This window comes from Croceibacterium atlanticum (genome assembly GCF_001008165.2).
In the GTDB taxonomy this organism is placed as follows: domain Bacteria; phylum Pseudomonadota; class Alphaproteobacteria; order Sphingomonadales; family Sphingomonadaceae; genus Croceibacterium_C; species Croceibacterium_C atlanticum.
On sequence record NZ_CP011452.2, the window covers coordinates 3222608 to 3237012 of the forward strand.

The following is a 14405-nucleotide window of genomic DNA, read 5'->3' on the forward strand; positions in this document are numbered from 1 at the left end:
ACGCGCCGGGGGCCGGCCATGATGATCTGCAGATGATTGTCAGGCGTTTGGGCAAGGGAGGGTATACATGCCGATCATTCCGAACCGGGCCGTTCTCACCGTGGCGGGCGCGGCCGCGTTCGCCGCGGCCCCGCTGCCGGTATCGGCGCAAGTGGACCGTGACATCGTGCTGAATATCCTGCTGGAATGCGCGAAAATCGCCGATCCGATGGCGCGCGTGTCCTGCTATGACAATAATATCCGCAGGGTCGAACCTTCAGCAGCGGCCGCTGTGCCGGACCGGGGGCAGGATCGACAGCCGGCCAGCCCGGCGTTTGCTGAAGGTGCTGCAACGCAAACCCGGGCTGCTGTCGCGCCCGTCCGGCAAGACGCGCCCCCTCCGCGTGGGGAAAGCAGCTTCACGCCCGTTATCGCTTCGATTTCCGAACGGTCGCCGGGCGCATTTCTGGTGACGCTGGAAGACGGCGCCAGCTGGGAATATTCCGACAACATGCCGCTGTCTTATCGCCCGCCACGGCGGGGATCGAAGGTAGAGATCGAACGCGGATCGCTGGGCAGCTATCTCCTGCGCTATGACAATCAGCAGCCCGCGCGCGTCCGCCGCGTGCGCTAGGGCAGCACGCGACGGCGTGTAGATCAGCGGGGCGCCCGGGGTGGCTTTCAGCCCTGGCTCCAGCCTCCGCCCAGGGCGCGGAACACGTCGATCTGCGCACGGGACACGGTGGCATCCTGCGCTGCCAATTGCGCGCGCGCTTCAGCCAGGGTCCGTTCGGCATCCAGCCTGTCGAGCGAATTGACCGCCCCTTCGCGCTGTTGGGCCCGCAGGATACGGGCGGCCTTGTCCGCCTGCTCGCTCGCCGATTGCAGCGCACGGCGCCGCTGGATCGCGGCGGCATAATTGGTCAGCGCGGTTTCCGCCTCTTCCAGCGCGGTCAGCACTGTACCGTCAAATGCCGCGAGCGAGCCGCTGGCATCGGCTTCGGCGGCGTCGATCCGGGCGCGGATCGGTTCCTGATTGGGGAAAGTCCAGCTCAGCAGCGGACCCAGCACCCAGCGCAGAGGGCCGCTGGTGAAGATATCGCCCAGATCGGGCCCGGTCGATCCGATCGCGCCGCCCAGCGTGATACGCGGATAGAGATCCGCCGTGGCGACCCCGATCCGCGCCGTATCGGCGGCCAGGCGCCGTTCCGCGGCCCGCACATCGGGGCGGCGCGCCAGCAATTGCGCCCCGTCGCCAACGGGCAGCGGCTGTTCGATTTCCAGCACCATGCTGCGCTCTCCCGCGATGGGAGGCAATTCGGCAGGTGCACGCCCGGTCAGCGTGGCCAGCCGGAACAGCGCCACGCGCCGCTGCGCCTCAAGTGCCGGAATTTCCGCCGCGCGCTGATCGCGCAATGTGGCGATGCGCGCCACGGCAAGCCCGTGTTCCAGCCCGGCCTTATGGCGTTTGCGCGTCAGTTCGAGAGATTCGTCGAGCAGGTCCACAATTTCATGCGCAACGCGCAACCGTTCAGCGCCGGATGCCGCATCGGCATAGGCGCGGGTAGTGTCGGCCACGACCATCACGCGGATCGCATCGGCATCAGCCTCGCTGGCGGCGAGATCGGCGCGTGCCGCTTCGACCCCGCGCCCGACCCGGCCGAACAGATCGACTTCATAGGCAATGTCGATCCCGGCGTCGTAATTCCATGCCTCGCGGTCCAGGCCTGCGGGCAATTGCTGTTCGGGAAGGCGGTTATAGGTTGCCCCGGCACCGATTTCGCTCTGCGGCAGGCGATCGCTTCGCGCACCGCGCAGGCCGGCACGGGCCCGGTCGATCCGGGCCAGCGCCTGGCGCATGTCCGTGTTCGCCGCCAGTGCATCCTGGACCAGCTGGTCCAGCACGGGATCGTTGTAGAGCCGCCACCAATCGGCCGGCAGGGGATCCGGCGCGAAGGCCGGATCATCTGCGGAAAGGAGGGGGGCGGACGACGCGGGATTGGGGGTGGAAGGGACGTAGTCCGGCCCCACCGCGCAGGCCGACAGGGCCAGTGCGGAAAGAGATGAGGAGGCGAGATGGCGAAGTTTCATCATGGCACCTATTCGGCGGGCTGCGCGGCGGGATCGCTATCGCCATCCCTGCGGCCAGGGCGGCGCAGGCCAGCGATACGGTCTCCCAGCGAGCGGCAGACGACATAGAAGGTCGGGGTGAAGATCAGGCCGAAGCCGGTAACGCCCAGCATCCCGAAGCACACTGCCGTACCCAGCGCCTGGCGCAGCTCTGCCCCGGCCCCGGTTGCGATCACCAGCGGGACCGATCCGAGAATGAAGGCGAAGCTGGTCATCAGGATTGGCCGCAGACGGGTCTTGGCCGCCTCCACCGCCGCTTCCGCCGGGCTCAGCCCCGCTTCTTCACCCTGACGGGCGAATTCCACGATCAGGATCGCATTCTTTGCGGCGAGGGCGATCAGCACGACAAGGCCGATCTGGGTCAGGACATTATTGTCCATCCCCCTCAGATTGACGCCTATCATCGCCGCCAGCAGGCACATCGGCACGATCAGAATGATCGAGAGCGGCATCACCAGGCTTTCATATTGCGCGGCGAGCACGAGGAAGACGAGCAGCACTGCCAGGCCGAAGACCAGGACGGCCGTGTTCCCGGCATATTTCTGCTGATAGGCGATGCCCGTCCATTCAAAGTCCATTCCGCGCGGGAGGGCTTCGGCTGCAACTTCTTCCATCGTCGCCAGAGACTGGCCTGTCGAATATCCCGGAGCCGTATCGCCATCCACCGCAACGGCCGGCGCGAGATTGTAGCGCGTGACCCGATAGGGGCCGGTCGTATCGCTCAGCGTTGCGACCGAACCGATCGGAACCATGGAACCGTTGGCTGATCGGGTCTGGAGGTTGGCAATATCCGCCGGGCTGTCGCGGAATGGTGCATCGGCCTGCGCCGTTACGCGGTAGGTGCGGCCCAGCAGGTTGAAATCATTGATGAAGGCCGATCCCAGATAGACCTGCAGCGTTTCGAATATGCTTGCCGGGGCAACACCAAGGATCTGCGCCTTGTCACGGTCGATATCGGCGCGCACGCGCGGCGTTCCGGTATCGAAGAAGGTATAGACGCCAGCCAGGCCGGGCTGCTGGTTGGCCTGGCCGATCACGCCATAGGCGGCCTGCTGCAAGGCGCGATAACCTTCGCCATTGCGGTCCTGGATCATCATGCGGAAACCGCCGGCGGAACCGATGCCGCGAATGATGGGCGGCTTGACGATCATCAGCCGCGCTTCGGTGATATCGGCGGTGGCCTGCTGCGCCTGGGCCATGAGCTTTTCCAGCGTCTGGCCTTTGGCCGCGCGCTTGTCGAAATCGTCGAGCACCCAGTAAGCGGCTGCGGAACTGGCCGATTGTGTTTCCGACGTACCGTCAAAGCCGGACAGCATGACCGAACCGATAATGCCTTCGATCGGCAGAACACGCTCGGCAACCTTCTTCACCACCTCGTCGGTTCGCGAAGTGGAGGAGCCGGGCGGAAGCTGGATTACCGTCAGGAAATATGCCTGGTCCTGCTGGGGGATGAAGCCTGTCGGCGTTGCCCACAATGCAGCGCCGGTCAGTGCGATCAGCCCGGCATAGGCGCCCATCATGCGCCTTGGCATGGCCACCAGCCTTGCCGTCCACCGGCCATAGGTTTCGCTGAAGCGGTCGAATGCCCGGTTGAATGCATCGCCGGCTCGTTCGGTCAGCTGCCGCCAATAGGCACCGTGGGGCGCCCGTTCATGCGGCCGCAGCAAAAGCGCGGAAAGGGCAGGCGACAGGGTCAGCGAAACGATCAGCGAGATCACCGTGGCAGCGGAAATCGTCACTGCGAATTGTTGATAGAACGCACCGGAAAGACCGCCGATGAAAAGCGTCGGCACGAAAACGGCGCAGAGCACGAGGACGATGGCGATCAGCGCCGCACCCACCTCGTCCATGGAAGTTCGCGCGGCCTGGAGCGGGCTCATGCCTTTTTCGAGGTTACGCTCCACATTCTCGACCACCACGATCGCGTCGTCCACCACGATGCCGATCGCCAGCACCAATCCGAACAGCGAAAGGTTGTTCAGCGAATATCCGAGCATGGCCAGCACCGCGAATGTGCCGATCAGCGACACTGGAATGGCCAGCACGGGGATCAGCGAAGCGCGCCATTTCTGCAGGAAGACGACGATCACGATCACCACCAGCACAACCGCTTCGAGAAGCGTGTGCACGACGGCGTCGATCGACTGTTCGATGAATTCGGTCGGGTTATAGACGATGCGATATTCCAGCCCCGCGGGGAAATCCGCGGACAGCTCGTCCATCGTCGCCTTGACTTCCTCGGCCGAACCAAGGGCGTTTGACCCCGGCTGCTGCAAGACCGGGATGATCACCGAATCCATGCCGCTCAGATATGCGGAGGTGCTGTAATCCTGCGCGCCGATTTCCACGCGGGCGACATCGCCCACGCGGACCTGGCGGCCATCGGCATCGGTCCGGATGACGACTTTCTCGAACTGCGCGGGATCGGTGAAACGGCCCTGTGTCTCGACATTGAGCTGGAACGCGCTTTCAGGGCTCGGCTGCTGGCCGAGTACGCCGGCGGCGACCTGTACGTTCTGCGCGCGGAGTGCCGAAACGATATCGCCCGCCGTCAGGTTCAGTGCGGCGGCACGGCCAGGATCGATCCAGACACGCATCGCAAGCTCGCGGCTGCCGAATAATTGCACATCGCCCACGCCTTCGATGCGGGCCAGGCGGTCCTTGATCCGCGTCTGCGCGTAGTTGGAGATATATTCCCGGCTGAGCGACTTGTCGGGCGAGATGAGGTTCACGATCAGCAGGAAGTCGGGCGTGGTCTTCTTCGTCACGATGCCCAGGCGCTGCACTTCTTCGGGCAGGCGCGGTTCGGCAATGGCGACGCGGTTCTGCACCAGCACCTGCGCCTGATCGAGATCGGTTCCCTGTTCGAAGGTGACCGTGATTGTCACCCGTCCATCGCCCGTGGACTGGCTGGAGAGGTAGAGCATTCCGTCTACCCCGTTGATTTCCTGTTCGATCGGGTTGGCGACCGTGTCCGCAACCGTTTCGGCGGAGGCGCCCGGATAGGTTGCCGTGACCGTCACCGTGGGGGGCACGACTTCCGGATATTGCGACACCGGGAGAAAGAAATAGGAGATCGCGCCGACAAGCGTGATGATGATGGCAATCACCCCGGCGAATATCGGCCGGTCGATGAAGAAGCGTGACAGGCGCATTTCGGGCTCCTGGTGGAATCTGGATCAGGTTGCGGAGGGGGTTGCGCCGTCAGTTGGCGAGAGTTGCCTCGCCCGCTGGGAGTTGGGCCACGGTTTCGGCGGCCGGTGCATCGGCCACCGGGGGCGCGATCTTGTCGAAGCGCGCGGAAACCTTGCTTCCCGGCATCGCCATCTGCGTGCCTTCGATAACCACGCGGTCATCGGGCAGGATGCCGCCGCGGATCACGCGCAGCCCGTCGACGAGAGGGCCGAGTTCGACAGGCTTGGCCAGAACCGTATCTTCCTTGTCGACGACCAGCAGCAGCTTGCGCGTCTGGTCGGTCAGGATCGCGGTTTCGGGCACCAGCATCGCCATTTCCTTGCCGCCGCTGGCCAGGCGCATATTGCCGAACATGCCGGGCGTCAGGAAATTGTCCGGATTGCGGACAATGGCGCGGGCGCGGATCGTGCCGGAAGCCGGATCGAGCCCGTTATCGGTGAAGTCCAGTTCGCCATGCCAGTTGTAGCCGGCTTCGTCCTGCAGCCTGATATCGACCGCCGCACCGCGCGCCAGCCCTTGGCGCTTCGCCTTCAGGAACAGCCCTTCCGAACCATCGAAGGTGAAATAGAGCGGATCCAGCGCCTTGATCGTTGTCAGCAGCGTGGCCGAAGGGCCTTCTCCGCCGGCAACCAGATTGCCCGGATCGACACGCCGATCGGAAATGCGCCCGCTTATGGGCGCGCGCACCGTGGTGAATTCCATGTCGAGACTGCGCGAGCGGAGACGGGCCTTGGCACCGGCAAGTGCAGCCTGCGTGGCCTTCACTCGCGCGCGGAGGGAATCGATCTCGCTCTGCGATACCGCGTCATCCGCAACGAGCCGGAGCGCACGATCAAGATCGCTCTGGGCAAGGGCGAGATCGCTTTGCGCCGTGGCGACGCCGGCCTGCGCTTCGGCCAGGGCGGCACGGTAGGGACGCTGATCGATGGTGAAGAGCGGCTGCCCCTTGCGCACGAACTGGCCATCGCGGAAATGCAACGCGGTAATCTCGCCCGAGACGCGGGGGCGCAGGTCAACGCTGCGGCTGGCCTCGAAACGGCCGATATAATCGTCCCATTCGGTGACTTCGCGCTGCAGCGGAGTGGCAACCGTCACAACGGGCAGGGCCGGCCCGGCCGCCGGCGCTTCCCGGCCTGACAGGAGATACCAGGCCAGCGCCACGATGCCCGCCAGCAAGACAATCCAGAAGATACGGCGCCCACGGGGGCGCGAACCCTCATCCTCGCGAAGCTTCTTCAGCTCATCGATATCGATCGGCGTCAAATCGTTCATCATCGGTCCTTCGGTGCAGCGGCCCGGCGGGTTCCCCTGCAATCGTGCGATATCGCCCCGGGAAGCGCGCGGCTTGCGGAGTGACGATCAGAAAATTCGGTCATTTACGGCCCGATATTTTCCGGGCCTTGCGGAAAACGCATCCGGCAAAGCAATCCGGCCTTCGCGCCCGGCCGTGCCGACAGCGAATCCCGAACTCTTCATTCGGAGCTTTCTGTACCGCTAAGTATGTAATCTGGCGTTCAGGTCAAGCGATATTTCTATACCGACCGATATTTTTTTCGCAACGCACCATTTCTGGCGTGTTCAGCGGCTGGGCCATATCGCCAGTGTGGCGTCCGCAATCTGCTGTAATTGTTCGGCAGAAGCACCGGCGGCCGCCTGAACGGACATGCCCTGCATCACCGCAAGCAGATAGCGCGTGATCGTTTCCGCATCGATAGGGCCGGTAAAATCGCCTTCATCTATCGCGCGCTGCATACGCGCCTCTATCACGCGAAATGCGGATTGGGAGCGTGCCTGCACATCCTGCCGGATCGGGGAATCATCGCGACTGCATGCGACAGAAGCAATCACGCGCATACATCCGCGGCCGGCACTGGTGACTGTTTCGATCACGCCATCCAGCATGTTGCGCGCCACGCCCCTGGCAGTGGCCGCGTGCATTGCCCGCCCGACATATGCGAGCTTTTCGTTTTCATAGAGATCGAGCGCGCGCTTGAAGAGCGTTTCCTTATTGCCGAAGGCGGCATAGAGGCTCGGCCGTGTGATCCCCATCGCCTCGGTCAGATCGGTGAGCGAGGCTGCATCGTAACCCTTGTCCCAAAATACGCGAAGAGCGGCGGCAAGTGCCTGATCCACATCGAATTCGCGCGGGCGCCCCCTTGTCTTCGGATCTGTATTGCAATCCAATTTTTCCATATCGCGCGGTATATAATGTATATGCGCGATGAGGTCCAGCTTGGCGATGCCGCACCCGTCAGTCGGTCGTTGTGACGAAACTGCCCCTTTCGCGATCTTTCGCGACATGCAGCCCGTCAAAAACTGAACCATTCATCGTGATATATATGCCGGGCTGCGCGGCCTGGCAGCAGGCGAAGGCCATGCCGACATTGAAGGCGGCATCGCTTTCGATGAAGCGCGCCGGGGCGAGGGCACCGGTCAGAACGATCGTCTTCCCCTCGATGCCGGAAAGGTCCTGCGCGGTCTGTGCCATCGTATCCGTGCCATGGGTGATGACGATGCGGCTTTCCTCCGCATCGGCCACCGCCTGGCGGATCATCTGGCGGTCCTCATCCGTCAGTTCCAGGCTGTCCTTGCGCATCAGTTCCCTGGTGCGGAAGGGATGGGTTACGCGGGCGATTTCCAGCAGGCGCGCGACCGTGCTTTCCCTTATCTGGTATTCGCTCAGCGCATCGAAATATTGCTTGTCGATCGTGCCGCCCGTGGTGAGCACTAGGATGGGGGATGGACCCGCCATAATCTGTCTTTCCGGTTTCTTCGGTGCCGCGAACCTTGTTCGCGCGGATTGTGCCTGTTGAATCGCTGCCTAGGCGTGCGGATCCCGATCATGCAATGATTCCACCGCCAATTGTCCGGTGCCGTAAAGGTAATCGCCTGAAAATTCACCCAGTTCGCGCAGGGCCGGTTCGTCCAGTATCTCCATCCTGCCATCGCCCAGCGGGGTCAGTATGCCGCGTTCCTTCAGCGTGCGGAAACTGCGATTGGCGTGGACGGCGGAAATTCCGCAAATATCGGCATAATCGCGTTGCAACAGGGGGATGGGGAAGGTTCGCCCATCATATTTGCCCAGCAGGCGCAGCCGGGCAATCAATTCGGCGATCACATGGGCGATCCGCCCTTCGGCGGTCAGGCGCCCCAGCATGAAGATCCATTCCCGGTGCAAGGCCGCGTCCAGCAGGGTGGAAAACCACAAGGCACGGGCGAGGTGGGGGAAACGGGCCACCAGATCCGTGATCGCGGCATGGGTGAATTCGGCCAGCCGGCAATTGGTCAGCGTTCGATGCTGTGGTCCAGCCGCTTCATCGCATAGCCGTGCAGATCCACGAATTCGCCGGATATATTCACCTGCACCAGCTGGCGTTCACCCTTCCGATCGTCGAGATAGCGCAACATCGTGCCCTCGATGACGTAGAAGCTCCGCTCCAGCCATGCGCCGCGTTCAACCAACACCCGTCGCGGGCCGACTTCGCTGACCTTGTCGATGGCGTTTTCCAGCGCCCGCATTTCCTCTTCGGCCAAATCCTGCCGAAGGCGGCCTTTCAAGAACTGACCCGTAAGCAAGCGGCTTCTCCCTGGCTTGGCGCAGGAACCGATTATCGCCGCGAAGAATTCCGGTCAAAGCAACAAATGTTGGCTGCCGAGGCAAAGCCGCATGTTACATGGACACTATGCTGAAGAAGCCGAACAGACCTGACGATGAAGCGAATCCGGCGGCAAGCGCAGACGGTTTTCATGCCTATCGTCTGAAGGTTCTTGCCGATGCTATTCACGAAGAAACGGAATATGAATTCCTTGCCATGGACGCCTATCAGGCGCTGGTGGAGGCCAGGGAACATGCGTCCGATCGCAGGTCGGAACTGTTTCGCGATGGCAAGCTGATCTGCGCCTTGCAATTCCTCCCTTCCGGCATGTGGAAGGTGGACCCGCCGATCGAGCGGATGACGACTTCCTGAGGGGGCGGAAGGCCGGCGGGCAGACTGCTTCGTGGCTGTCCGCCGGTTCTTGCATCCGTGCAACCCCAATCCCGATATTCCCGCGCGCCGGGACCGGGCAAAGGCAGAAGCAAGGGGGCTTTCCTCTTCGGAAACCGGCCCCGCCGATATGCCGGGTTGGATCGCCAAACCGGGCCTTCTTGCCGGATTCCTGCAATTTTTCGTTCAGCAATAAAACATTACATTCATGGCAAGGAAGCGAAACAGTCTGAAGTCTACCAGCCCGCTCCGCTAACAAAGTGGAGACAATATATGCTGGCCGCAGCACTCGCTCTTACGGTCGCAAGCCTTTCCCAGCCTTCGGTGCAGGCAGCCTCGCCTGAAACATTCGCTGCCTATCGCAAGCGGTGCCATCCCTTCGCGCACAAGGTGCCTGGCTGCGGCAAGAACAGGGAAGCTGCCCGGAACAAGGGCAAGCAGGCGACGGTTCTGTGCCATCCCGATCCCACCAAGTCCCGCAGTTGCAATGCCCGCGCGCGCGCGGGCGGCAAAACCCTGTTCGCGGCCCGCAAGGGCGATGACACCGTCGTGAAGGAATGAAGGCAAAGTGGTTGCCCGTATTTCGACCACGGGAAAACGCGATCCGCGCTCGTCGACCGTTGATGCGGCACGGGCGCGGACCTAAATAGGTTGAAAAACAAGGTCGCCCCATGCCCCTACTGACAGTTAGACTATGACAGCACCGACGATCCTCGTCGTCGAGGATGATCCCCAATTGCGCCTGCTGGTCGCCCGTTCCCTGAAGGAACATGGCTTCCAGGTGCGGACGGCTTCCACCGGGGCCGAAATGCAGGTTCTGCTCGAAAACGGGCCGGTCGATCTGGTGGTGCTGGACATCATGCTGCCCGGATCGAACGGCATCGAATTGCTGCGCAGGTTGCGCGCCGACAGCGATCTTCCCGTTATCTTCATCAGTGCACGCGGGGACGAAGCGGATCGCGTGATCGGGCTGGAGCTGGGCGCGGATGATTATCTGGCCAAGCCATTCGGCAATCGTGAACTGATCGCGCGGATTACGGCAGTTCTGCGTCGCCACGGAAACGGCGCCCTCAAGACTCCGGATCGGCGGGATGAAGCGCAGTTCTGCAACTGGAAACTGTCCTTCGCCCGGCGGGAACTGCGTTCCCCCAGCGATGCGCTGGTCGATCTGACCACGGCCGAATTCGATCTGCTCAGCGTGTTCCTGCAGGAACCGCAGCGGGCCATCAGCCGCGAAAGGCTGATCGAAATGTCCCGTTCCCGCATTGGCGATGCGTCGGACCGAAGCGTGGACGTGCTGGTCAGCCGTCTGCGTCGCAAGCTGAGCCATGATGGGCAGGAGGCACCGATCGCGACGGTACGCGGCGTGGGATACATGTTCCGCGCCGACGTTTCGCTGGCGTGAAACTGCTTCGTCCGTCCAGCCTGCTGGGCCGTCTGCTCGGCATTCTGGTTCTCGTGGTCGCGGCGGATTTCATCCTCAACGCGATCGTCTTCGAACGGGCGAATGAATTTTCCCTGCAGGAGGAAGACGCCTCCCGCATGTCCGATCAGCTTGTCGTTGCCTATCGCATGCTGGACCAGTCCCCGATCGATATGCGCGGGGAAGTGGCCGAGGAATTATGCACGGAACGCTTTACCGTGAACTGGGCGCCGCAAGCCAGCAGACAGGCCACCAGTATCGAGCTGGACCGGTTGCGCGAACAGATCCTGGAACGGGAACCGGATCTCAACCGCACCGGCCTGCGCCTGCATCTCCAGGCCTTGAGCGATGGCGGAGATGTCGGCGGCAGCATGATATTGTCGGACCGTTCCATCGTATCCTTTTCCGCCGACGTGAACGAGGCCTGGCATTTCAATGCCCAGCGCGTGCTCATCCTTATCATGCCCACCGTCCTGCTTGTCCTGGTCGGCGCCTTGCTGGTGCGGGCCGCCTTGCAACCGCTGAACAAGCTGCTGGAGGCGACACGCAAGGTGGGCAGCGATGAACCCAGTCCGATTTCCGTGTCGGGCACGCATGAGGTGCGGGCGCTGCTCAACGCCTTCAACGTCATGCAGGATCGCATCCACCAGCTGATCCGCAATCGCCAGCTGACCGTGTCGGCCATCGCGCATGATCTGCGCACGCCGCTGACGCGGTTGCAGATGCGGCTGGAAAACGATCCCGGAGACAAGGACAACCGGGATGCGATGGCCGCCGATATCGTCGAGATGCGACTGCTGCTGGAATCGTTGCAGACCTTCAATGAAGGGCTGGATCACACGGGCAAAATAGAGCGGGTGGATATCGCCTCCATGGCGGAGACGCTGATCGACGATGCCTGCGACCGTGGGCATGATGCGCGCTATGACGGGCCGACCCATCTTGTAATGCAGGGCCGTGCATTGTCGCTGCGGCGGGTGCTGTCCAATCTGGTGGAGAATGCGCTGCATTATGCCGGCAATGTGCGGCTGACCATCCACTCCCAACCCGACGAAGTGGTGATTACGGTGGAGGATGACGGGCCGGGCATCGACGAGGAGAGCCTTGAAGAAGTGCTCCAGCCTTTCGTTCGCCTGGACGAGGCGCGCAGCCGCGATACGCCTGGAATGGGGCTGGGCCTTGCCATTGTCGATCAGATCGTGCGCGGCGAGGGCGGCTGTTTCGAACTGTCCAACAGGGCAGAAGGCGGTCTGCGTGCCGTGGTGCGCCTTCCGGTTGCCGCGAAGAATTAACGCTTCGGCTGTCTTCGCAGGTGCAGCAATAAAATCTTACAAAGCGGCACGACGGTAGAGAAATTGCCGCCCTAGCTTCCTGCCTGATCGCGCTCCCGGAAATGCATCCGGTGGGCCGTATTCAGGAGGACCGAACCCGTGAACGAACTGATCGGACGCGTTTTCAGCTTCGAAAAGAGCGTATTCCCCAAAAGCAGCGAATTATACGGCTCGCTCGCACGTGACGGCCAGAGCCCCAAGGCACTGATGATCTCTTGCGCGGATTCGCGTATCGTTCCCGAAGAAATAATGCAGGCACGGCCGGGCGATCTGTTCGTCTGCCGCAATGCCGGCAATATCGTTCCCACCTTCGCCACGATGAATGGCGGTGTTTCCTCCACCGTGGAATATGCGGTGGCAGCGCTGAAAGTGCGGGACATCATCGTCTGCGGCCATTCGGACTGCGGCGCGATGAAGGCACTGGCCCAGCCTGAATTGCTGGAAGGAATGCCGAATGTCGCCGCCTGGCTGCGCCACGGCGCCGCCGCCGAACATGTCGTCAGCACCTGCACCCCCGATCTGAAGGGTGCGGAGCGGATCCGCGCGATCAGCCTGGAAAACATCATTGCCCAGCTGGCCCATCTGCGCACCCATCCTTCGGTCGCGACGGCGCTCGCATCGGGTGAAATGTCGCTGCATGGCTGGTTCGTGGATATTCATGCCGGGCAGGTTCTCGGCCTGGAAGGCAAGACCAATGAATTCGTGCCGCTGCGCGAGCATGAACAGCTGCCCGTGGCCTTCCCGGCTGCTGCCCGTTACCCGGCCCGTCCTGCCTATGCCGGGGAGGCCGCATGAGCCTATCCGCCATAAAGGAAAATCTCTCGCAGAATTTCTCGCGAGATTTCACCGCGTCCATCGTGGTGTTTCTTGTCGCCATGCCGCTGTGCATGGGCATCGCCATCGCTTCCGGCGTGCCGGCCGAAAAGGGCCTGCTGACGGGCATTATCGGGGGTATCGTCGTTGGCCTGTTTGCCGGTTCGCCGCTGCAGGTGAGCGGGCCGGCGGCGGGGCTTGCCGTCATCGTGTTCGATTTCGTCACCCAGAACGGCCTGTCCGCTCTCGGTCCGATGCTGGTTCTTGCCGGTGCCCTGCAATTGGTGGCGGGCTGGTTCAAACTCGGCGCCTTTTTCCGCTCTATCTCCCCCGCGGTCGTGCACGGGATGCTCGCGGGTATTGGCGCACTGATCGTCATCAGCCAGTTCCATATTTTGTTCGATGCGCAGCCGCTCTCCAGCGGTATCGACAATCTGGCGGCCATGCCCGCGCGCCTGCTGGGGCTGACGCCGTTTGACCTGCGGGCGACCGAACTGGCCCTGCTGATCGGCTTGCTGACCATTGCCGTGATGCTCGTCTGGGAGAAATACCGTCCTTCGGGCTTCGGCCTGCTGCCGGGCGCCCTGCTGGGCGTGATGGCCGCGACAATTGCCGCCTGGATGCTGCAGCTCGACATTGCCCGTGTCGACGTGCCGGAATCGATCATCGGTGCAGTCCGTTCGCCGGATGAAAGCTTCCTGTCCATGATGATGTCCCCCGCGATCATCATTGCGGCGATTGCGGTGGCCTTCATCGCCAGTGCTGAAACGCTGCTTTCGGCGGCGGCGGTGGACCGTATGCATGACGGCGTTCGCACCAATTACGACAAGGAACTGAGCGCGCAGGGCGTGGGTAATTTCCTGTGCGGTCTTGTCGGTGCCTTGCCGATGACCGGCGTTATCGTTCGCAGCTCTGCCAATGTGCAGGCCGGCGCGCGAAGCAGGACTTCCACCATCCTGCATGGTTTCTGGATTCTCGGCTTCGTTTCGCTGCTGCCCTGGTTGCTGCGGGAGATCCCGATGGCGGCGCTTGGCGGTGTGCTGGTCGTCACTGGCTGGCGGCTGGTCAGCCTGACCCATGTGCGCCATCTCTACGCATCCTATGGTGCGCTGCCGGCGGTGATCTGGACGGCAACTTTCGTGCTGGTCGTCGCGGTTGACCTGCTGACCGGGGTGCTGGTGGGCCTGGCCCTGACCCTGATCGAGCTGGTGCCGCATATGCGCAGCCTCCGCCTGAAGGTGGAAGAAGATGATGAGGGCGAAGAACGCTCCGTCCATCTGGAAGGCAGCGCGACCTTTGTCAGCCTGACCGGCCTGACCCGCAAGCTGGAAGAAATCCCCATGTCACGCCCGGTGCGCCTGCATCTCGATCGCGTGAGGGGCTTTGACCATACCTCGTCCGAACAGGTCCGCGAATGGATCGCCCGTCGCAAGAAGCTGGGCAATCGCGTGGAAGTTGTCGGGCCGGGACATCTGGTGGACCGTCTGGCCTAACGCCGGTTCATTGGAGTGGCCGGGCGTGTCCCTCCACGCCCGGCCACATTTTTGT

General features: G+C 62.7%; 14 protein-coding genes. 7 read left to right on the forward strand and 7 right to left on the reverse strand.

Going from position 1 to position 14405, the window contains the following annotated elements; genetic code table 11:
* Positions 1-67: 67 nt before the first annotated feature.
* Entirely contained in the window at positions 68-613 is a 546-nt protein-coding gene (locus WYH_RS15255; RefSeq protein ID WP_046904510.1) for a hypothetical protein, read from the forward strand.
* Positions 614-660: 47 nt separating this feature from the next.
* Here the strand turns inward: WYH_RS15255 and WYH_RS15260 are convergent, their stop codons facing one another.
* From WYH_RS15260 to WYH_RS17215, 7 genes are all read right to left on the reverse strand, one after another.
* Positions 661-2073 (reverse strand): efflux transporter outer membrane subunit, encoded by a 1413-nt coding sequence (locus WYH_RS15260; protein WP_046904511.1) that lies wholly within the window; start codon positions 2071-2073, stop codon positions 661-663.
* 5 nt (positions 2074-2078) lie between these two features.
* Entirely contained in the window at positions 2079-5264 is a 3186-nt protein-coding gene (locus WYH_RS15265) for an efflux RND transporter permease subunit (protein WP_046904512.1), read from the reverse strand.
* Between the two features lie 49 nt (positions 5265-5313).
* Positions 5314-6576 (reverse strand): efflux RND transporter periplasmic adaptor subunit, encoded by a 1263-nt coding sequence (locus WYH_RS15270; RefSeq protein WP_046905255.1) that lies wholly within the window; start codon positions 6574-6576, stop codon positions 5314-5316.
* Positions 6577-6882: 306 nt separating this feature from the next.
* Positions 6883-7497 (reverse strand): TetR/AcrR family transcriptional regulator, encoded by a 615-nt coding sequence (locus tag WYH_RS15275; RefSeq protein ID WP_046904514.1) that lies wholly within the window; start codon positions 7495-7497, stop codon positions 6883-6885.
* A gap of 58 nt (positions 7498-7555) precedes the next feature.
* A complete protein-coding gene (locus tag WYH_RS15280; RefSeq protein ID WP_046904515.1) occupies positions 7556-8056 on the reverse strand; it encodes an asparaginase domain-containing protein in 501 nt (166 codons plus the stop codon).
* A 69-nt stretch (positions 8057-8125) separates the two neighbouring features.
* A complete protein-coding gene (locus tag WYH_RS17210; protein ID WP_244877937.1) occupies positions 8126-8542 on the reverse strand; it encodes a Crp/Fnr family transcriptional regulator in 417 nt (138 codons plus the stop codon).
* A 47-nt stretch (positions 8543-8589) separates the two neighbouring features.
* Positions 8590-8862, reverse strand: a complete 273-nt coding sequence (locus WYH_RS17215; protein ID WP_235979563.1) for a hypothetical protein — start codon at positions 8860-8862, stop codon at positions 8590-8592.
* Positions 8863-8978: 116 nt separating this feature from the next.
* Between WYH_RS17215 and WYH_RS15290 the strand changes: the two genes are divergently transcribed.
* The 6 genes from WYH_RS15290 (at position 8979) to WYH_RS15320 (ending at position 14350) form a co-directional block, all read left to right on the forward strand.
* Positions 8979-9272, forward strand: coding sequence for a hypothetical protein (locus WYH_RS15290; RefSeq protein WP_156320161.1), 294 nt, complete (start codon positions 8979-8981; stop codon positions 9270-9272).
* A 291-nt stretch (positions 9273-9563) separates the two neighbouring features.
* On the forward strand, positions 9564-9851 hold the full coding sequence (locus WYH_RS15300) for a hypothetical protein (RefSeq protein ID WP_046904518.1): 288 nt from the start codon (positions 9564-9566) through the stop codon (positions 9849-9851).
* Between the two features lie 133 nt (positions 9852-9984).
* The gene (locus WYH_RS15305; protein ID WP_046904519.1) at positions 9985-10695 is read left to right on the forward strand and encodes a response regulator; all 711 of its coding nucleotides are present in this window, start codon (positions 9985-9987) and stop codon (positions 10693-10695) included.
* A complete protein-coding gene (locus tag WYH_RS15310) occupies positions 10692-12005 on the forward strand; it encodes an ATP-binding protein (RefSeq protein WP_082348028.1) in 1314 nt (437 codons plus the stop codon). Before WYH_RS15305 ends, WYH_RS15310 begins: the two co-directional genes overlap by 4 nt.
* A gap of 138 nt (positions 12006-12143) precedes the next feature.
* Positions 12144-12839, forward strand: a complete 696-nt coding sequence (locus WYH_RS15315) for a carbonic anhydrase (protein WP_046904521.1) — start codon at positions 12144-12146, stop codon at positions 12837-12839.
* Entirely contained in the window at positions 12836-14350 is a 1515-nt protein-coding gene (locus tag WYH_RS15320; protein ID WP_046904522.1) for a SulP family inorganic anion transporter, read from the forward strand. Before WYH_RS15315 ends, WYH_RS15320 begins: the two co-directional genes overlap by 4 nt.
* The last annotated feature ends 55 nt before the right edge of the window (positions 14351-14405 follow it).

Coding starts and splice junctions, on each gene's coding strand:
- WYH_RS15270 (WP_046905255.1), bottom strand. CDS start 6,576: ATGAACGATTTGACGCCGATCGATATCGATGAGCTGAAGAAGCTTCGC.
- WYH_RS15305 (WP_046904519.1), top strand. CDS start 9,985: ATGACAGCACCGACGATCCTCGTCGTCGAGGATGATCCCCAATTGCGC.
- WYH_RS15280 (WP_046904515.1), bottom strand. CDS start 8,056: ATGGCGGGTCCATCCCCCATCCTAGTGCTCACCACGGGCGGCACGATC.
- WYH_RS15300 (WP_046904518.1), top strand. CDS start 9,564: ATGCTGGCCGCAGCACTCGCTCTTACGGTCGCAAGCCTTTCCCAGCCT.
- WYH_RS15255 (WP_046904510.1), top strand. CDS start 68: ATGCCGATCATTCCGAACCGGGCCGTTCTCACCGTGGCGGGCGCGGCC.
- WYH_RS15320 (WP_046904522.1), top strand. CDS start 12,836: ATGAGCCTATCCGCCATAAAGGAAAATCTCTCGCAGAATTTCTCGCGA.
- WYH_RS15275 (WP_046904514.1), bottom strand. CDS start 7,497: ATGGAAAAATTGGATTGCAATACAGATCCGAAGACAAGGGGGCGCCCG.
- WYH_RS15290 (WP_156320161.1), top strand. CDS start 8,979: ATGGACACTATGCTGAAGAAGCCGAACAGACCTGACGATGAAGCGAAT.
- WYH_RS15260 (WP_046904511.1), bottom strand. CDS start 2,073: ATGATGAAACTTCGCCATCTCGCCTCCTCATCTCTTTCCGCACTGGCC.
- WYH_RS15265 (WP_046904512.1), bottom strand. CDS start 5,264: ATGCGCCTGTCACGCTTCTTCATCGACCGGCCGATATTCGCCGGGGTG.